The sequence below is a fragment of the Agrobacterium sp. 10MFCol1.1 genome, from assembly GCF_000381165.1.
In the GTDB taxonomy this organism is placed as follows: Bacteria; Pseudomonadota; Alphaproteobacteria; order Rhizobiales; family Rhizobiaceae; genus Agrobacterium; species Agrobacterium tumefaciens.
Window position 1 is genome coordinate 712,455 of the sequence record NZ_KB906072.1, and the last position, 17,239, is coordinate 729,693.

19 protein-coding genes are annotated in these 17,239 nt (G+C 59.4%); 13 read left to right on the plus strand and 6 right to left on the minus strand.

The window, feature by feature from the left end:
- Positions 1 to 28: 28 nt before the first annotated feature.
- Positions 29 to 196 carry a hypothetical protein gene (locus F617_RS28625; RefSeq protein ID WP_003503889.1) on the minus strand — a complete coding sequence of 56 codons (168 nt, stop codon included), beginning with the start codon at positions 194 to 196 and terminating at the stop codon, positions 29 to 31.
- A gap of 211 nt (positions 197 to 407) precedes the next feature.
- Here F617_RS28625 and F617_RS0103705 point away from each other — a divergent pair, with 211 nt between their 5' ends.
- The 3 genes from F617_RS0103705 to F617_RS0103715 all read left to right on the plus strand — a co-directional run bounded on the left by F617_RS0103705 (position 408) and on the right by F617_RS0103715 (position 2,570).
- On the plus strand, positions 408 to 755 hold the full coding sequence (locus F617_RS0103705) for an ArsC family reductase (protein WP_026330659.1): 348 nt from the start codon (positions 408 to 410) through the stop codon (positions 753 to 755).
- Positions 756 to 767: 12 nt separating this feature from the next.
- Positions 768 to 1,244: a Cys-tRNA(Pro) deacylase gene (gene ybaK / locus F617_RS0103710; RefSeq protein ID WP_019564465.1), complete on the plus strand. Its 477-nt coding sequence runs from the start codon at positions 768 to 770 to the stop codon at positions 1,242 to 1,244.
- 87 nt (positions 1,245 to 1,331) lie between these two features.
- Positions 1,332 to 2,570 (plus strand): aminopeptidase, encoded by a 1,239-nt coding sequence (locus F617_RS0103715; RefSeq protein ID WP_019564466.1) that lies wholly within the window; start codon positions 1,332 to 1,334, stop codon positions 2,568 to 2,570.
- Position 2,571: 1 nt separating this feature from the next.
- Here F617_RS0103715 and F617_RS0103720 read toward each other — a convergent pair whose 3' ends face one another.
- Entirely contained in the window at positions 2,572 to 3,438 is an 867-nt protein-coding gene (locus F617_RS0103720) for an EamA family transporter (RefSeq protein WP_019564467.1), read from the minus strand.
- 81 nt (positions 3,439 to 3,519) lie between these two features.
- On the opposite strand from F617_RS0103720, the gene F617_RS0103725 reads away from it, so the two are divergent.
- From F617_RS0103725 to F617_RS0103735, 3 genes are all read left to right on the plus strand, one after another.
- Entirely contained in the window at positions 3,520 to 4,020 is a 501-nt protein-coding gene (locus F617_RS0103725) for a MarR family winged helix-turn-helix transcriptional regulator (RefSeq protein ID WP_019564468.1), read from the plus strand.
- 113 nt (positions 4,021 to 4,133) lie between these two features.
- Complete coding sequence (locus F617_RS0103730) at positions 4,134 to 4,841, plus strand: FadR/GntR family transcriptional regulator (RefSeq protein ID WP_019564469.1); 708 nt, start codon at positions 4,134 to 4,136, stop codon at positions 4,839 to 4,841.
- A 54-nt stretch (positions 4,842 to 4,895) separates the two neighbouring features.
- The gene (locus F617_RS0103735; protein WP_003514648.1) at positions 4,896 to 6,098 is read left to right on the plus strand and encodes a mandelate racemase/muconate lactonizing enzyme family protein; all 1,203 of its coding nucleotides are present in this window, start codon (positions 4,896 to 4,898) and stop codon (positions 6,096 to 6,098) included.
- Here F617_RS0103735 and xseA read toward each other — a convergent pair whose 3' ends face one another.
- Positions 6,099 to 7,703 carry an exodeoxyribonuclease VII large subunit gene (gene xseA, locus F617_RS0103740; RefSeq protein ID WP_019564470.1) on the minus strand — a complete coding sequence of 535 codons (1,605 nt, stop codon included), beginning with the start codon at positions 7,701 to 7,703 and terminating at the stop codon, positions 6,099 to 6,101.
- 190 nt (positions 7,704 to 7,893) lie between these two features.
- On the opposite strand from xseA, the gene F617_RS0103745 reads away from it, so the two are divergent.
- A complete protein-coding gene (locus F617_RS0103745; protein WP_003514644.1) occupies positions 7,894 to 8,136 on the plus strand; it encodes a hypothetical protein in 243 nt (80 codons plus the stop codon).
- Positions 8,137 to 8,147: 11 nt separating this feature from the next.
- Positions 8,148 to 8,519 carry a hypothetical protein gene (locus F617_RS0103750; RefSeq protein ID WP_019564471.1) on the plus strand — a complete coding sequence of 124 codons (372 nt, stop codon included), beginning with the start codon at positions 8,148 to 8,150 and terminating at the stop codon, positions 8,517 to 8,519.
- On the opposite strand, the gene F617_RS0103755 is transcribed toward F617_RS0103750, so the two are convergent.
- The gene (locus F617_RS0103755; RefSeq protein WP_019564472.1) at positions 8,516 to 9,499 is read right to left on the minus strand and encodes a Gfo/Idh/MocA family protein; all 984 of its coding nucleotides are present in this window, start codon (positions 9,497 to 9,499) and stop codon (positions 8,516 to 8,518) included. The genes F617_RS0103750 and F617_RS0103755 overlap by 4 nt on opposite strands.
- A 180-nt stretch (positions 9,500 to 9,679) precedes the next feature.
- On the opposite strand from F617_RS0103755, the gene F617_RS0103760 reads away from it, so the two are divergent.
- The 4 genes from F617_RS0103760 to F617_RS0103775 all read left to right on the plus strand — a co-directional run bounded on the left by F617_RS0103760 (position 9,680) and on the right by F617_RS0103775 (position 12,730).
- Positions 9,680 to 10,240: an isochorismatase family protein gene (locus tag F617_RS0103760; RefSeq protein WP_003514638.1), complete on the plus strand. Its 561-nt coding sequence runs from the start codon at positions 9,680 to 9,682 to the stop codon at positions 10,238 to 10,240.
- Positions 10,240 to 11,223 (plus strand): GlxA family transcriptional regulator, encoded by a 984-nt coding sequence (locus F617_RS0103765; RefSeq protein ID WP_019564473.1) that lies wholly within the window; start codon positions 10,240 to 10,242, stop codon positions 11,221 to 11,223. Before F617_RS0103760 ends, F617_RS0103765 begins: the two co-directional genes overlap by 1 nt.
- A gap of 111 nt (positions 11,224 to 11,334) precedes the next feature.
- Positions 11,335 to 12,285 carry an aldo/keto reductase gene (locus F617_RS0103770; protein WP_003514634.1) on the plus strand — a complete coding sequence of 317 codons (951 nt, stop codon included), beginning with the start codon at positions 11,335 to 11,337 and terminating at the stop codon, positions 12,283 to 12,285.
- 1 nt (position 12,286) lies between these two features.
- Positions 12,287 to 12,730, plus strand: coding sequence for a GNAT family N-acetyltransferase (locus F617_RS0103775; protein WP_019564475.1), 444 nt, complete (start codon positions 12,287 to 12,289; stop codon positions 12,728 to 12,730).
- On the opposite strand, the gene F617_RS0103780 is transcribed toward F617_RS0103775, so the two are convergent.
- A complete protein-coding gene (locus F617_RS0103780) occupies positions 12,731 to 13,621 on the minus strand; it encodes a LysR family transcriptional regulator (RefSeq protein WP_019564476.1) in 891 nt (296 codons plus the stop codon).
- A gap of 117 nt (positions 13,622 to 13,738) precedes the next feature.
- On the opposite strand from F617_RS0103780, the gene F617_RS0103785 reads away from it, so the two are divergent.
- Entirely contained in the window at positions 13,739 to 14,740 is a 1,002-nt protein-coding gene (locus F617_RS0103785; RefSeq protein ID WP_003514629.1) for an aldo/keto reductase, read from the plus strand.
- Between the two features lie 55 nt (positions 14,741 to 14,795).
- Here the strand turns inward: F617_RS0103785 and pheT are convergent, their stop codons facing one another.
- Entirely contained in the window at positions 14,796 to 17,219 is a 2,424-nt protein-coding gene (pheT, locus tag F617_RS0103790) for a phenylalanine--tRNA ligase subunit beta (protein WP_019564477.1), read from the minus strand.
- Positions 17,220 to 17,239: the final 20 nt, after the last annotated feature.

Consider the following 17,239-nt stretch of genomic DNA (forward strand, 5'->3'; position numbering starts at 1 on the left):
TGTCGCCTCGCTGCAAACGATAATCACCTTAGAGCTGAACCTTGTCGAAAGCCTTGCCGTCGATGCCAAGCGCTTCGAGGTCGGCGCGGGCCGGCTTGCGATGCGCGCGGACAGCGGCCGAAACCGAAAGTGCGGCACCAAGAACGGCGAAAGTTTCGCCAAAGAAGTTACGCGATGTCTTTGCAACCTGACGCATTTTTCTCTCCATCTTTGATGCCCAGATAATGGGCATTTTTGGCCCCTGCTACAACTCATGATGTAGCAGGGAAGCCATGCAGCTTTGCTCGCGCTCGTTTGGATGTCAGACACTGCATTTTTGCATGGCTAGAATTCCGTGCTTCAGGCTGCGGGTTGAATACGGCGCATTATTTGTTATGCCGGAAGTTCAAGACAAAGAGGCAGGCAACATGACGGTCACCATTTACGGCATCAAGAACTGCGACACGATGAAAAAGGCCAGAAGCTGGCTGGAAGCCAACGGTGTCGACTATTCTTTCCATGACTACAAGACGGCCGGCATCGACCAGGCCCATCTCGAAACATGGTGCGATGCCGCGGGCTGGGAAACGGTTCTGAACCGGGCCGGCACCACCTTCAAAAAACTGGACGATAGCCAGAAAGCCGATCTTACCCGCGAGAAGGCCATTGGCCTGATGCTGGAGCAGCCCTCCATGATCAAGCGACCGGTGCTGGAGGTAAAGGAGGCGATAACCGTCGGTTTCAAGCCGGAAACCTATCAGTCCCTCTTTGCGTGAGCGCAGGCCACCATGTCCAAGACAACCCGCGCTACGCAGATGCTGACCAAGGCCGGTGTGAACTTCACCACAGTTACCTATGACTATGACCCGAATGCCGACCGGATCGGCCTGCAGGCGGCCGAAGCTATCGGCGAACCGCCACATCTGGTTCTGAAAACACTGATGGCCGAGCTGGATGGCAAGCCGGTCTGCGTCGTCGTCCCGTCCGACCGGGAAGTGAGTATGAAGAAGCTCGCCGCTGCCTTCGGGGGGAAATCTGCCAGCATGATGAAGCCCGCCGATGCGGAGCGGGCAACCGGTTATCATGTGGGCGGCATCAGCCCTTTTGGACAGAAGAAACAGGTTCCGACCGCCATAGAGGCTGGGGCCATGACCCATTCCCATGTCTACATGAATGGTGGCCAGCGCGGTTTGCAGGTAAGGCTTTCCCCCGGCGACGCGCAGGCGGCGCTGAAAGCCGTTGTCGCACCTTTGGTGGCCGATTGACGGCTGGACACAGCTTTGAAAGCATTTGGCTTTCGAAGCGAATGGGCTATGGTCGGCGCCTCCGATTGAAATATACGAAGGCAGATCATGACTGTTTCCCCCATCGATCCCGTCAAACTCGAGAAACTGGCTGAAGTCGCCGTCAAGGTCGGCCTGCAATTGCAGAAGGATCAGGATCTGGTGATCACCGCTCCGCTGGCGGCATTACCGCTGGTGCGGTTTTTGACCAAACACGCCTATCTTGCCGGCGGCGGGCTGGTCACCACCTTCTATTCCGACGAAGAAACCACGCTTTCCCGCTACCGCCACGCCAGTGACGCCAATTTCGACCGGGCTTCCGGCTGGCTCTATGACGGCATGGCCAAGGCCTATGCCAATGGCGCGGCGCGGCTTGCAATTGCCGGCGACAACCCCATGCTGCTGGCCGAACAGGATCCCGCCAAGGTGGCGCGCGCCAACAAGGCCAATTCCACGGCCTATAAGCCGGCGCTTGAGAAGATTTCCAACTTCGATATCAACTGGAACATCATCTCCTATCCAAACCCGTCCTGGGCAAAACAGGTCTTTCCCGGTGTGACGGAAGACGAAGCGGTTCGCAAGCTCGCGGACGCCATCTTCGCCGCTTCGCGGGTAGATCTCGCCGATCCGGTCGCGGCATGGGCGGAGCATAACGCCAATCTCGCCAAGCGTTCGGCATGGCTGAACGGTGAACGTTTCTCGTCGCTGCATTTCACCGGTCCCGGCACGGACGTGAAAATCGGCTTGGCGGACGGCCACGAATGGCATGGGGGCGCCTCCACCGCCAAGAACGGCGTCACCTGCAACCCGAACATTCCGACGGAAGAAGTGTTCACCACGCCGCATGCGCTGCGCGTGGATGGTTACGTGTCCAGCACCAAGCCGCTTTCACATCAGGGAACGCTGATCGACGATATCCAGGTGAAGTTCGAAGACGGCCGCATCGTGGAAGCCAAGGCTTCGAAGGGCGAAGCCGTGCTGAACAAGGTGCTCGATACCGACGAGGGTGCGCGGCGTCTGGGTGAAGTGGCGCTGGTGCCGCATTCCTCGCCGATTTCGGCAAGTGGCATCCTGTTCTACAACACGCTGTTCGACGAAAACGCCTCCTGCCACATTGCGCTCGGCCAATGCTATTCGAAATGCTTCGTTGATGGTGCTTCGTTGTCGCAGGATCAGATCAAGGCGCAAGGCGGCAATTCCAGCCTGATCCACATCGACTGGATGATCGGTTCCGATAAGGTGGATATCGATGGCGTGAAGCCGGATGGCTCCACAGTTCCGGTGATGCGCAAGGGCGAATGGGCCTGAGCTATTTCGGCAGCTGGCTCCGCTGACTGAGCCAGATGCTGAAAAGCACTGCAACGAAGCCGACGATTTGCGCTGGCGTGAGGCTTTGGCCGAGCGCCAGCCAGCCGAGCAGGGTCGCAACGACGGGGCTTAGGAAACCGAGCGAGGCTGCAGCCGAGGGCTCGATGCGGGCGAGACCCCGGAACCACAGAAAATAGGTCAAGGCGGCACCAATAATGCCGAGATAGGCCATGCCGAGAATATTGGCCGCGGTAGGTGCAGGCAGGGCCGGTTCCAGGAAATATGCGACCGGCAGAAGCAGAATGCCTCCAGCCGTCAATTGCCAGGCCGTAAAGGTGAGGTTCGACACCGGCGGTCGCCATTTGCGGGTGAGCACGGTTCCAAAGGCCATGGATACGGCGCCTGCAAGACCCGCAGCCACGCCGACGGCATCCAGCGCGGCAGCACCCGGCGCCAAAACCAGAAGTGCGACGCCGACAATCCCCAGAAGACCAGCGACAATGGCCAGCGGCCGGACCGGCGCGGCGAGAAACAGCCGCGAAAGGCCGATAACGATCAGGGGTTGGATCGCACCCACAGTCGCAGCCACTCCACCCGGCAGCCGGTAAGCCGAAACGAAAAGCATCGCCCAGAAAAACGAGAAATTCAGCGCACCTAGAATGAGGCTGCGTGGCCACCAGATGCCCTCCGGTAGTTTTCTGACGAGAAGCAACAACAATACTCCGGCCGGCAAGGCGCGCAGCATCGCAACATGGAATGGATATCCATGCGGCAGGAATTCGGTGGTGACGAAGTAGGTCGTCCCCCAGATGGCGGGGGCAAGTGCCGTCACCAGCACATCGGCGGCATAGGTGGTGTTTTTCTTCATTTCAAGAATCTCTACATCAAGATAAATACAACTTAGCCAATTTTATCTTGACGTCAAGATATCAGTTGTTATGCCTTGGTAATGAACAAAGAACCGAATGATCACGTCGATCACATTCTGGCGCAATGGCGCAAGGAGAGGCCCGATCTCGATGTCGAGCCCATGGGGCTGCTTGGGCGCTTGAAACGGCTAACCACGCATCTCGGTCGCGAGGTGGAGGCGGTGCTGCTGAAACACGGCCTCTCCTCTTCCGCTTTTGATGTGCTGGCGACATTACGGCGCGCGGGCGCGCCCTACCGGCTTTCGCCCGGTGATCTGCTGGCCATGACAATGGTAAGCTCCGGCACGATGACCAACCGGATCGACCAGCTGGAAAAAGCGGGTCTGGTGGAGCGCATCCACAACCCGCAGGATCGTCGCAGCGTGTTGATATCATTGACGGAGCGGGGATTTGCCATTGTCGAGGACGCGGTCAGCGCCCATGTCGAGAACCAGCAACGGCTGGTCGCACAGCTCAGCGAAGAAGAGCGCACGGCGTTGAACAAGCTTGTGAAGCGGTTTCTACAGGGGTTTGAAGCTTAGTTCCCTAAAAAGCGGACAGGAACCAGCAATCGCGCAGGTGATGGCGCTTGTTTTGGCGCCAAGAATCCTATAAGCAATTTTCCGTTAACCTGTCCTACAGGTTGGAGGAACGATTGTATAAGCCCATTTCGCAGGAAACCGATCTCGTCAGCAGCGCGATTGGCGCAATCACGCGCCACATTCGCGAAAACGAACTTGCCCCCGGAGCGAAGCTGCCCAGCGAGCTTTCGCTTTCGCAGCAGCTCGGTGTCTCGCGCACCGTGGTTCGCGAGGCTTTCCGGTCCTTGTCGGCCATGCGGCTGATCGATGTCAGCGTCGGCAAGCGCGCCACGGTGGCGACGCTGGATCATGGCGCGATGTCGCTGATGTTCGAACATGGCATTCACACCGAGCAGATCAACATCCAGCAGATTTACGACGTGCGCCGCACCATCGAAGTCAGAACCGTGACATTGGCGGCGCTGCGGCGAACGGATGCGGAGGCGCTCACCATTCTCGACCACGCCAACAATATGGAGCGGGACTTTGGTAATAGTGACAGGGTCATGGAACACGACCTTGCCTTTCACCTTGCCGTTGCCAGAGCCTCCAAGAACCCGGTTTTCGAACTCATTCTCGGCGCCTTTCAGAATGTGACGCGCCAGACATGGCCGATCGGCTGGAAGAGCCGCAAATCCGACGCGCAGCGTCATGCCGCGACTGAACTTCATATCGCCATCGGACAGGCCATTGCCGCGGGCGACCCGCAAACGGCCTCGACACTTATGGCGCGGCATTTCGATGAAAGCGTGCATGCGCTTCTGGCCGCCGGCATCGCCTGATTTTTCAAACGCAGTTCCAGACCGAAAACTGCCTGCCTCTGGAGGAGACACTTCATGAAAATTACGAAACTCGAAACCGTCCGCGTGGCGGAACGGGCAAACCTGCTCTGGGTTCTGGTCCACACGGATGAGGGCATTACCGGACTTGGTGAAACCTTCTACGGCGCCGAGACGGTTGAAACCTATGTGCACGAATATATCGCACCCCGCGTGATCGGCCGCGATCCGCTGCAGATCGACCTTCTGGCACAGGACCTCGTCGGTTATCTCGGCTTCCGTTCATCGGGGGCGGAAGTACGCGGCAATTCGGCCTTCGATATCGCGCTTTGGGATATTTTTGGCAAGGCCACCAACCAGCCTATTGCGCAATTGCTTGGCGGCTTCAGCCGCAGGGAAATCCGCACCTACAATACCTGCGCGGGCACGGAATATATCAAGAAGGCGACCGGCCAGCAGACGGCAAATTACGGCCTGTCCGGCGGCAAGGATTATGACGACCTCAACGGCTTCCTGCACCGGGCGGACGAGCTTGCCCATTCGCTGCTGGAAGACGGCATCACGGCCATGAAGATCTGGCCTTTCGATGCGGCGGCGGAAAAGACGCGCGGCCAATATATCTCGATGCCTGATCTGAAAAGCGCGCTCGAGCCGTTCGAGAAAATTCGCAAGGCAGTCGGCGACAAGATGGATATCATGGTGGAGTTTCACTCCATGTGGCAGCTTCTGCCCGCCATGCAGATCGCCAAGGCGCTCACCCCTTACCAGACCTTCTGGCACGAAGATCCGATCAAGATGGACAGCCTTTCCAGCCTGACGCGTTATGCCGCCGTTTCACCCGCGCCGATTTCCGCATCGGAGACGCTCGGCTCACGCTGGGCTTTCCGAGATCTTCTGGAAACTGGCGCTGCCGGCGTGGTGATGCTTGACATCAGCTGGTGTGGTGGACTTTCCGAAGCGCGCAAGATCGCTTCCATGGCCGAAGCCTGGCATCTGCCCGTTGCGCCGCATGATTGCACCGGCCCGGTGGTACTCTGCGCCTCCACGCATCTGTCGCTCAACGCACCGAATGCGCTGGTTCAGGAAAGCGTGCGCGCCTTCTACAAGACCTGGTACCGCGATCTCGTCACCGCATTGCCGGAAGTTAAAAACGGCATGATCACCGTGCCGCCGGGTGCCGGCCTTGGCATGGAGCTGCATCCCGATATTGAAAAAACCTTCACCGTCAGCCGTCGTTTTTCAGATGCGGCGTCGATCTGATCAGAACAGACTGCCCTGATTTCCCGGGTCGGAAGAGGCCGGTTTCACCGGCTTCTTTTTGGGAGCGGCAGGCGTGGGAACGTCAGATGATGGAGTAGCCTCGCCTGTCGTCAGGGCGGCGACGCGACCGTCGGCGAACTCCATGGACACCACAGCGCCGGCCGCGATGGCAGCAGCCCGGGTCAGGGGCCGGTTCTCCTCGTCGCGGATGACAGCATAACCGCGGTTCAGCACATTCTTGTAGGACAGCGACTGCAGGATGCGGTCATGGGCAGCAAGGCCCGAGCGGTTCTGCGCCATGCGGTGAAGCACGGCGGTATCGGCTCGTCGCGTTGCGGTGACGACCCGTTCCTTCTGCCGCTCCAACTGGCCGAGCAAGCGGGCGGGCAGCGAACGCAGCGCGGAATCGGTCGAGGAAATTCTCGACTGCGCCTGCAACAGGCGGCGCTCCACAAGCGCCTCGGCCCTCTGCATGCGTTCCGTAACACGCTGGCGATGCTGCCGCAGGCCATTCAGCAGGATTTCCGGCCTCAGACCCGAAGCAGAGCGTTCGAACGCGCGGCGCTTGTTCAGCGTCGTCATTTCAAGCCCGCGACCCAAACCGCTTGCGGCCTCGTCGAAACGACGGCGCGGCAGAGCCAGAAGCTGGTCAAGCGATGGCAGCGCGCGCACCAGCGCCCGAACGCCCTGTCGGCGATTGTCCATTTGGCGTGATACCGAGCCGGAAAGGCGCGCTGCAAGGCCGGAGAGCTGCGCCTCCAGTTCCGCACGCACCGGCACGGCCATTTCGGCGGCACCCGTCGGTGTCGGTGCGCGCACGTCGGCGGCGTAATCGATCAGGGTCGTATCCGTCTCATGCCCCACAGCGGAAATCAGCGGGATTTCGCTCTCTGCAGCGGCGCGCACGACGATTTCGTCGTTGAAGCTCCAGAGATCTTCCAGACTGCCGCCACCACGGGCGACGATCAGCACGTCGGGGCGTGCAATCTCACCGCCTGGCTGAAGCGCATTGAAACCGCGAATGGCGTTCGCCACTTCCTCACCCGAGCCTTCCCCCTGCACCTTGACCGGCCAGACGACGACATGGACCGGAAAACGATCCGAAATGCGGTGGAGAATATCGCGAATGACTGCGCCCGTGGGCGATGTGACAACACCGATGACACGCGGCATGAACGGCAGGCGGCGTTTGCGTTCCGCATCGAACAGCCCTTCCGCCGCCAGACGCCGGCGGCGGTCCTCCAGCAAAGCCATCAGCGCGCCCGCGCCGGCCGGTTCCAGGCTTTCTATGACGATCTGATATTTCGAGGAGCCGGGAAAGGTGGTGACCTTGCCGGTGGCGATGACCTCCATGCCCTCTTCCGGGCGGAACTTCAGCCGCGAGAAAGTACCCTTCCAGATAACCGCATCGATGCGGGCGCGATCGTCCTTCAGGGAGAAATAGGCGTGACCCGAAGAATGCGGACCCCGGTAGCCGGAAATCTCGCCGCGCACCCTCACCTGATCGAAAGCCGTCTCCACCGTTCGCTTGATGGAACCCGACAGTTCGGAAACCGAGAACTCGGCAAGATTGCTCAATGCGGCATTGGAGAAAATATCGCTCATGCCCGTTTGTAACCAAAACCCGTCGATTCGGAAATGCCGGTACTGGCCGGGTCTATTTTAACGGCGGTGAAACCATATCCTCAACTAACGAGTTAGGAAAATGGGTGAGGGAGGAGAAAACAAGGGTTCGTTAGGGAAGAGGACGCTACGTCTTATCCTAGACCCGGCAACCAAAGAGGAGGCGGCATTCATGATTTTTCTTACCGCCACATTGCTCGGCGTAACCGCAGTTGCGTTGCGTTCGGTATTCAGCATCATTTTCATCTGCCTGATGGTTATCGGCGCCTATGGTGTCGCGATGGCGATTTCTGCAACCGCCGTGCCGCTGATGTCGCTGCTCCTGGCGCTTGCCGGTTATAATTTCGGCGTTGTGAGTGTGGTCATCGGCCTTCTCGTGCTGCAACGTCCGCGTTCCACCCAGCCGACGCTTTAAAGCACACGGCCTTGCGGCTTCGCCACTTCGCCCTGACCGAGGTTTACGGACTGGCTGTAGACCTTTCCATCTCTTTTCTGCTGATTTTTTATATCGGCATCGACCCGCTTGCCGCCCGTCTTCCGGGCGCTTTGGCAGGGCTTGCGACGAGTTGGAGGCTAAACCATTCGAATGGCGATGGCCCCAATGAGCTGAACGGCTTTCTGATGAACGCCGTCACGCTTATCTCCCGCATGGTTGGCGTCGGGCTGTTCGCCCTGCTGCAATGGCGCAATCCACTGGTGCAGCCGCTGGTCCCGCTCGCCTTTTCCGCACTCGCGGCACTGGTGCTGGCGCTTTACGGCTATAGGCGGCTTCAAAAGCAGCGTGCGGATCAGGATTAAACCGTCTCCCAACCGTCCTTTTCCGCCGCACGGTAGATGGCATCGATGAAAAGCTGGTTCTTCCTCGAGCTTTCCAGGGTGACGACCTCGCCCTCACCTTTCACCGCGCGGGCAAAGGCCTCCGCCTCCAGCTTGTACTGGCGACTATCCTGAAACCGGAAGACTTGCGACTGGTTATGGCCCTGGTTGGTCAACTCGATTTCCTCCGCACCCCAGCGATTTGCATTGAAGGGAGACTTGATCTCGATGTACCCGTCCGTGCCGTGGAAAACCATCAGCTGGCGGGCGGCAAGCTGCGTCGCGAGATAAAAGCTCAGTTCGAAGCCGCCGAAATCGGCCCTGACGCTGGAATAGATATCGGTACCGAGTTCTTTATCACGCTCGACGCTCGCCTGTACGCGCTTCGGCTCGGCACCCGTGGCAAAACGGGTGACGATGGTCGGGTAGACGCCGATATCCGGCAAGGCCCCGCCGCCCAGTTCGGGAATATTGCGCATATTGCCGGGATCGCGGTTGAAGTAGCTGAAAGCGCCCTGCACATGCTTCAGCGTTCCGATTGCACCTGATGCCAGCAATTCCTTCACCTTGGCCCAAACAGGAGAATAGGTGACCATGAAAGCCTCCGACACGACAACGCCATTGTCGTCCCGCGCCGCGATGATGGCGTCGATCTCTTCAGCCTTGAGTGAGATCGGCTTTTCACACAGCACGTGTTTGCCGGCATTGGCAGCTTTTATGGTCCATTCCACATGTTGCGAGGTTGGAAGCGGAATATAGACGGCATCGATCACATCGGATGCAAGCATTTCCTCATAGGAGCCGAAGGCATGCGGGACGGAAAAACGATCTGCAACCGCACGCGCCTTGGCATGATCGCGGCTGGCGATGGCGCTGACCACACAGTTCCGCGCATCCTGAATCGCCGGAATGACGTGATCCTGAGCGATTTTCGCCGTTGAAATTATTCCGAAGCGCAGCATCTCATTCTCCCACTTTGTAATTCCGGGAAACTTACCATTGTCGCGACGACTGGCAAGTCGCACGAGACGTGATTGCAACCACTATGGCCGGATTCGTCCTTCCTTTGTCGGTTTCCATGCTTTTATCCAGCCTTTCAAAGGTGAATTATGCTATGCATGAACCCAATGGAGAATCATGAAATGTCCTCTTCTCACACAGCACTCCTTGTCATCGACGTTCAGGAATCCTTTCGGCACACCCCCTATTTCGAGGAAAGCGAACTTCCCGCCTATCTGGAAAAACAGCAGGTACTGATCGACGGCGCCAAGGCGTCGGGCATTCCCGTCGTGCAAATCTTTCATGTAGATGGCGACCGGGCCTTTGCAGAGGAGAGCGGCTATATTCGCGCGCTGGAAGGTGTGCGCATTACCCCTGACGTCACCTTTCGCAAGAACCGCCACTCTGCTTTCGCCGGCACCGGCCTCGATATCTGGCTGACGCAAAAGGGTATCAACCGGCTGATCGTATCCGGCATCCGCACCGAACAGTGCTGCGAAACGACCACACGGCATGCATCGGACCTCGGTTACACAGTCGATTACGTCACCGAGGCGACGCTTACCTTTCCAATGACGCACGCCTCAGGCACCGTGTTCAGCCCTGATGATATTCGCACCCGAACCGAGCTGGTGCTGGCTGGTCGCTTTGCGCGCATCGCAACCGTCGGCGACGTTCTCGAAACGGTACGAAAGGCCGCCTGATGGACAATGGCGGCACGCGGACCATTCCCTTTTATACGCTTGTGCCGCCACACGCGCTGTTGCTCGATATTGCCGGCCCGCTGGAGGTGATCCGTTATGCCAACGCGGAACAGCGGGACGTCCATTTCGACTGCCGTTACATCGCGGAACATGACCAGCAGCAATCCTCCATCGGCCTTGGGCTTTGCGGGCTGGAGGCCTTGCCCGAGAGCCTGCCGGACAATGCTTTCCTGCTGATTTCCGGCAGCATCTCCCGATTCGACAACGCGCCGGAGATGCGACGGGAGCGGCAGGCGCTGGTGGCATGGTTGCGCCGCGCAGTGCGCGCGGACACCACAGTCATTTCCATTTGCTCCGGCGCACTGCTGGCGGGCGAAGCAGGACTTTTCGACGGGCGGAGCTGTACTACACATGCGGATTGCATCGAAGCGCTGCGCCGCACCGCACCGCTGTCGCAGGTAGCCGAGAACCGTCTTTTCGTGGAGGATGGCAACCGCTTCTCCAGCGCCGGTATTTCCACCGGCACCGACCTCATGCTGCATGTCGTTTCCCGACTGACATCGCCTGCGGTCGCGGCGCGCATTGCCAAAAATATGGTCGTTTATCTCAGGCGCAGCGGCAGTGATCCGCAAATCTCCCCCTGGCTTACCGGCCGCAACCACATTCACCCCGCCATTCACCGGGTGCAGGACCGGGTGATGACTGAACCGGCTCAGGACTGGTCGCTGGAACGGCTGGCCGATATTGCCGCACTCAGCGAGAGGCACCTGTCCCGCCTGTTTCGCGAGCATACCGGCATCAGCGTCATCGACTACGTCAACCTGATGCGGGTCAATCTTGCCCGCGACATCCTTGCAAACAGCCGTCTGGATATGGAGACAATCGCGGAGCGGGCGGGCTTTGCCTCCGCCCGGCATTTGCGGCGCGTGTGGCAACAGCACAATCACCTCCCGCCCAGCCATTATCGCGGCTTTCAGGCCTGATCTCACCCGCTTTTGCCCGTTGCCTGATGAATGCCATCAAAGGAATTGAATGGTTATGCCGGCAAGCAGTTGATAACCTTGCCGCCAAAGACAGCAACAGGAGCATTCCCCGTGGAAAAACGAAGCCTTGGCCGCACCGGCCTCTCCATCGCCCCGATCGTCTTCGGCGGCAACGTGTTCGGCTGGACAGCGGACGAGAAGACTTCCTTTGCCCTGCTCGATTCATTTTTCGACGCCGGGTTCAACGCCATCGACACGGCAGACGTCTATTCCGCCTGGGTAGACGGGCATGAGGGCGGCGAGTCCGAAGCCATCATCGGAAAATGGCTGAAACAGTCGAGCGTCAAGCGTGAGGACGCGGTGATCGTTACCAAGGTCGGTTTCGACAATCGCGGTCAGAAGACAGGCCTCAGCGCCAAATGGATCGCAGAGGCTGTCGACGCCTCGCTGAAGCGCCTGCAAACCGACTATATCGATCTCTACCTCGCCCATAAGCCGGACGCGGATGTGCCGCTGGAGGAAACGCTTGCAGCCTTTGCAAAGCTGAAGGAACAGGGAAAGATACGCGCCATCGGCTGCTCCAACTATTCGGCGAGCCAGCTTCAGGAGGCGCTGGACACGGCCGCGAAGAACGATCTGCCCCGTTACGATGTGCTGCAGCCGGAATATAATCTCTACAACCGTGCGGATTTCGAAGGCCCGCTTGCCGATCTTTGCGTCGCCCAGGAAATTGGTGTCATCAATTATTATAGCCTCGCGGCCGGGTTCCTCACCGGGAAATATCGCGCCAAGGCGGATACCGAAGGCGTCGCCCGCAGCTACCGGGTGGGTGAATATGTCAACGCCCGCGGCCTTGCCGTTCTGGGCGCCATGGATGCGGTTGCCGTGGAAACCGGAGCCAAGCTTGCCGATATCGCGCTGGCGTGGCTATTGCGGAAGAAGGCCGTGACGGCACCGATTGCCAGCGCCACCAGCCTGTCGCAACTCGAAAGCTTCAAACGTGCGGTCAATCTCAAGCTGACGGATGAGATGATGACGCTGCTCGACAAGGCGGGCGCGTGACATGGATCTTGTAATTCGCGACGCGGAGCCGGAAGACCGGGCAGAATGGCTGCGCCTGTGGAACGACTATCTCGCCTTCTATAACGTACACCTTGCCGAGGAAGTTACGGACCATACATGGGCGCGTATCCTCGATCCGGCATCACGCGTTACCATGCGCGTGGCTCTTCTGGGCGACAGGATGGCCGGTTTCGCCATCCATCACTTCCATGATTCCACCTGGGTGAAAACGCCCGACTGCTATCTGGAAGACCTGTTCGTTGACGGCGCGATCCGCGGCAAGGGAACAGGCCGGGCGCTGATGGATGACCTCATTGCCATATGCAAGGAAAAGGGCTGGTCCCGGCTTTACTGGAACACGGACGAGCACAATCACCGTGCCCAGAAGCTTTACGACAGCTACGTCAAAAGCGACGGCCATATCCGCTATCGCATCAAGTTCTGATCACCCTCTGAAGCGGAAGAAATCCACGAAAGCCCTTAGCGCCGGGCGCATCTGCCGGCGCGAGGGGTAATAGATATAAAAACCATCAAAGGGCGCGCACCAGTCCTCCAGCACCCGGACCAGCCTGCCTTCCTTGATGTCGTCTTCTACGCGCTGTTCGAAAACGAAAGCCAGACCCGCACCGTCAATCGCCGCCCGGCGAATAAGGCTCTGGTCCGACAGGACGAGCGGCCCCTGCACATCGACCACCAAAGGTCTGCCGTCCTTTTCCAGCTCCCAGCGGTATAGCAGACCGCTGGAGAAGCGACGGAGAATACAGCGATGCCGCATCAAATCCCTCGGCTCACGGGGCGGGGGATTTTCTTCGAAATAGGTGGGCGCGCCGACAATCGCGCCACGCCATGGGCCGCTCGCCTTCACGGCAATCATATCCGCTTCAAGATTCTCGCCGAGCCGCAGGCCGGCATCGAAACCTTTCGCGACAATATCCTCGAAGCGGTCATCGGTCGAAATCTCCAGCGAGATATCTGGATATAGCCGCAGGAACTCGCCAAGCCGGGGCATGATCAGGTCCTCCGCCGCAAGTCTTGGCAGGGTTATCCGCAACGGTCCGGCCGGCCTTCCGCCATGCTCGGCAAGCGTATCGATGACGGCATCGATTTCAGCAAGGGCCGGCCCAAGCGTCTCGAGAAGCCGCCTGCCCTCCTCTGTCGGCGAAACGCTGCGGGTGGTACGATGCAGCAGGCGCAGGCCAAGGCTCGCTTCGAGCGACGATACTGCATGGCTGACGGCGGAAGGCGCAATGGCAAGTTCGGCGGCAGCTTTACGAAAGCTGCGGCCTTCGGCAACGGCAGCGAGGACAGCGAGTTGAGAGAGTTGCACACGGTTCATTGTTCTAAATAATAGAACAACCCGCAACGATTTGCAGCGATTATTTTTGCCGTCTTAGGGCGCTATCTTCTCACCACGCCCCTGACAACGGGCGGCTCCTCATGGAAGGACGAACAGATGAAAAAAAGAACTCTCGGAAACAACCTTTCCGTTTCGGCGCTTGGCCTCGGCTGCATGGGCATGACCCATGCCTATAGCCCGACCGGCGACGAAAATAGTGCAATAGCGACGCTGCACCGCGCCGTCGAACTCGGTGTCACTTTTTTTGACACGGCAGAGGTCTATGGGCCCTACAACAACGAAATCCTCGTCGGCAAGGGTTTGAAGCCCTATCGCGACAAGGTGGTCATAGCTACAAAGTTCGGTTTCAAAATCGACGCCAGCAAACCCGCAGGCCAGATGATGGTGGGCACCGACAGCCGCCCGGAAAATGTGCGCGCCGTCGCCGAAGCCTCTCTCAAACGCCTAGGCGTCGACACCATCGACTTGTTCTATCAGCATCGCGTCGATCCGGATGTTCCAATCGAAGATACGGTCGGCGCCATGGCGGAACTGGTCCGGCAGGGCAAGGTGAAACATCTAGGCCTTTCGGAAGCGAGTGCCGAAACACTTCGCAAGGCGCATTCCACTCACCCGATCGCTGCCATACAGAGCGAATATTCGTTGTGGACCCGCGACGTGGAGGAAAACGGCGTGCTGGAAACCTGCCGGGAACTCGGTATCGGTTTCGTCCCCTTCAGCCCGCTCGGGCGTGGTGCCCTGACGGGCGCGCTGAAATCGCTCGACGGACTTGCATCCGACGATTTCCGCCGCGGCCTGCCGCGCTTCCAAAGTGAGAACTTCGATGCCAATCTGGCGCTCATCAAGCTTCTGGAAGATATGGCTGCCGAAAAGGGTGTTGCCGCCGGGCAACTGGCGCTGGCCTGGGTTCTGGCGCAGGGTGACTTTATCGTTCCGATCCCCGGTACGACGAAAATCGCCAATCTTGAGACAAACGTGGCGGCAGCGAATATATCGCTGACGGCAGAAGAAGTCGCCAGCCTTGGCGCGTTGCTTTCTCCAGCAAAGGTTGCCGGCCAACGATATCCCGAGCGTATGTCCCAGATGGCGAACCGCTAAAAACAAAAAAGCCGAGGCGACTGCCTCGGCTTTTTCAATTCATGGAAACAGAGCTTTACGCTCTCAGCACGCCGCCCGTCGATTTCTCGACGTTACCGACGATCTTTGCGGTCAGCGCCTCGAAATCCTCGTCCGTCAGCGTCTTGTCGACCGGCTGGATCTGAACTTCAATGGCGATGGACTTGCGGCTTTCGCCAAGCGATGCACCTTCGAAGACGTCAAAGACATTGACGCCGGTGATCAGCTTGCGATCAGCGCTTGTTGCAGCCTTGATGATGGCCCCTGCCTCGACCGACTTGTCGACCACGAAGGCGAAGTCGCGCTTGACCGCCTGGAAGGGCGAAAGCTCAAGGGCCGGCTTTGTGCGGGTCGCCTTCTTCTTCGGCTCCGGCATGGCGTCGAGATAGATCTCGAAACCGCTATAGACACCGGAAACATCCAGCTCTGACAGAGTCTTCGGGTGGAATTCACCGAAATAGCCGAGCACGACCTTCGGACCCATCTTGATGGTGCCGGAGCGGCCAGGGTGATACCAGCCGGGAGCGCCGGCCTCGATCTGCACATTGGCCATCGGCAGGCCACAGGCTTCGAGCACCGAAAGCGCATCGGCCTTGGCGTCATAGACATCCACCGGCTTGCCGCCGCCCTTTGTGGCATTGGACCACATGCGGCCGCTGCCTGCGAGCGAGGCCGTGCCACGGCGTACACCGCCGGCAACACGGCGCTGGGTGTCTGGCGTGTCACCCTCATAGGTGCCGGAGACCTCGAAGATTGCCACATCGCCATGGCCCTTGTCGGCATTGCGCTGTGCTGCGGTCAGAAGGCCCGGCAGAAGCGAAGGACGCATATCCGACATATCGGCCGCGATGGGGTTGGCCAGTTTCAGAGCGGGCGAACCGCCACCGAAAAGCTTCGCGTGAGCTTCCGGGATGAAAGACCACGTGACGGCCTCCAGCATGCCACGGCTGGCAAGCGCACGGCGCGCGGTGCGGGTGCGCACCTGCAGCGTCGTCAAGATGCGGCCGTTGACGGCACCAAAGCTCTCCAGCGGTTCCGGCTTGATGTTGTCGACGCCATGAATGCGCATGACCTCTTCCACCAGATCGGCCTTGCCGTCGACATCCGGGCGCCAGGACGGCACGGTGACGGAAACACGCTCGCCCGTTCCCTCGATGCCGAAACCGAGACCCTTGAGAATGGCCAGGCTTTCTTCCGCCGAAACTTCGAGGCCGGTCAGACGCTTCACTTCCGAGAGCGGAAAATCAACGACCTTGGGCTGATGCCCCTTGTAACCGACGACCTTGGCTTCGCCGGCAACGCCGCCGCAGAGTTCCAGAACCAGTTCGGTGGTGCGTTCCAGACCCGGAACCATATATTCCGGATCGACGCCGCGCTCGAAGCGATAACGGGCATCGGTGATGATGCCGAGCGAACGGCCGGTCTTGGCGATGTTGATCGGATCCCAGAGAGCGGACTCGATCAACACGTCAACGGTGTTTTCATCACAGCCGGAGTGTTCGCCGCCCATGACGCCGCCGATGGACTCGAGGCCCTTTTCGTCGGCGATGACGACATTGTTCGGGCCGAGCTTGTATTCGCGCTGATCAAGCGCGAGGATCGTCTCACCCTCCTTCGCACGGCGGACCGTCAGATCGCCCTTGACCTTGGCGGCATCGAAGACGTGCATCGGCCGGCCCTGATCGAAGGTCATGTAGTTGGTGATGTCCACGAGCGCATTGATGGGACGCAGGCCGATCGCCATCAGACGCTGCTGCATCCACTTCGGGCTCGGGCCGTTCTTCACATCGCGCACGATGCGCAGCGAAAAGCCGGGGCAGAGCGCCGCGTCATCCAGCTCCAGCTTCACGTCGACCGGGGTTGAGCCTTCGACCTTGAAGGACGGCGCTGGCTTGGTCTTGAGCTTGCCGAGACCGGAAGCGGCGAGATCGCGGGCGATGCCATAGATCGAGGTGCAATCCGGGCGGTTTGGCGTCAGATTGATCTCGATGACCGGATCGTCAAGTCCGGCATAGGTCGCGAAAGAAGTGCCGACCGGCGCGTCTTCCGGCAGATCGATGATGCCGTCGTGATCGTCGGAAATGTTCAGCTCTTTTTCCGAGCACATCATGCCGTGGCTTTCGACACCGCGTATCTTGCCGACGGCAAGCGTGACATCGATGCCCGGCACGTAAACGCCAGGACGCGCCAGCGCACCGACAAGGCCGGCGCGCGCATTCGGCGCGCCGCAGACGATCTGCACCGGCTTGCCGTCACCGGCATCCACCATCAACACCTTGAGGCGGTCGGCCTCGGGATGTTTTTCGGCGGAGACGACCTTGGCAATGACGAAAGGCTTATAGGCCGCCTTGTCGTCGACGTCCTCGACCTCGAGCCCGATTGCCGTCAACCGTTCGCAAATCTCGTCCAGCGTCGCATCCGTTTCGAGATGCTCTTTCAGCCAGGAAAGAGTGAATTTCATGTCTTTGCTCCTTGGCTAAC

Bases quoted from the DNA above. Each gene is read 5' to 3' on its own strand.
- F617_RS28625 (WP_003503889.1), bottom strand. From the start codon at position 196: ATGCGTCAGGTTGCAAAGACATCGCGTAACTTCTTTGGCGAAACTTTC.
- F617_RS0103705 (WP_026330659.1), top strand. From the start codon at position 408: ATGACGGTCACCATTTACGGCATCAAGAACTGCGACACGATGAAAAAG.
- ybaK (WP_019564465.1), top strand. From the start codon at position 768: ATGTCCAAGACAACCCGCGCTACGCAGATGCTGACCAAGGCCGGTGTG.
- F617_RS0103715 (WP_019564466.1), top strand. From the start codon at position 1,332: ATGACTGTTTCCCCCATCGATCCCGTCAAACTCGAGAAACTGGCTGAA.
- F617_RS0103720 (WP_019564467.1), bottom strand. From the start codon at position 3,438: ATGAAGAAAAACACCACCTATGCCGCCGATGTGCTGGTGACGGCACTT.
- F617_RS0103725 (WP_019564468.1), top strand. From the start codon at position 3,520: ATGAACAAAGAACCGAATGATCACGTCGATCACATTCTGGCGCAATGG.
- F617_RS0103735 (WP_003514648.1), top strand. From the start codon at position 4,896: ATGAAAATTACGAAACTCGAAACCGTCCGCGTGGCGGAACGGGCAAAC.
- xseA (WP_019564470.1), bottom strand. From the start codon at position 7,703: ATGAGCGATATTTTCTCCAATGCCGCATTGAGCAATCTTGCCGAGTTC.
- F617_RS0103745 (WP_003514644.1), top strand. From the start codon at position 7,894: ATGATTTTTCTTACCGCCACATTGCTCGGCGTAACCGCAGTTGCGTTG.
- F617_RS0103755 (WP_019564472.1), bottom strand. From the start codon at position 9,499: ATGCTGCGCTTCGGAATAATTTCAACGGCGAAAATCGCTCAGGATCAC.
- F617_RS0103760 (WP_003514638.1), top strand. From the start codon at position 9,680: ATGTCCTCTTCTCACACAGCACTCCTTGTCATCGACGTTCAGGAATCC.
- F617_RS0103765 (WP_019564473.1), top strand. From the start codon at position 10,240: ATGGACAATGGCGGCACGCGGACCATTCCCTTTTATACGCTTGTGCCG.
- F617_RS0103775 (WP_019564475.1), top strand. From the start codon at position 12,287: ATGGATCTTGTAATTCGCGACGCGGAGCCGGAAGACCGGGCAGAATGG.
- F617_RS0103780 (WP_019564476.1), bottom strand. From the start codon at position 13,621: ATGAACCGTGTGCAACTCTCTCAACTCGCTGTCCTCGCTGCCGTTGCC.
- F617_RS0103785 (WP_003514629.1), top strand. From the start codon at position 13,739: ATGAAAAAAAGAACTCTCGGAAACAACCTTTCCGTTTCGGCGCTTGGC.
- pheT (WP_019564477.1), bottom strand. From the start codon at position 17,219: ATGAAATTCACTCTTTCCTGGCTGAAAGAGCATCTCGAAACGGATGCG.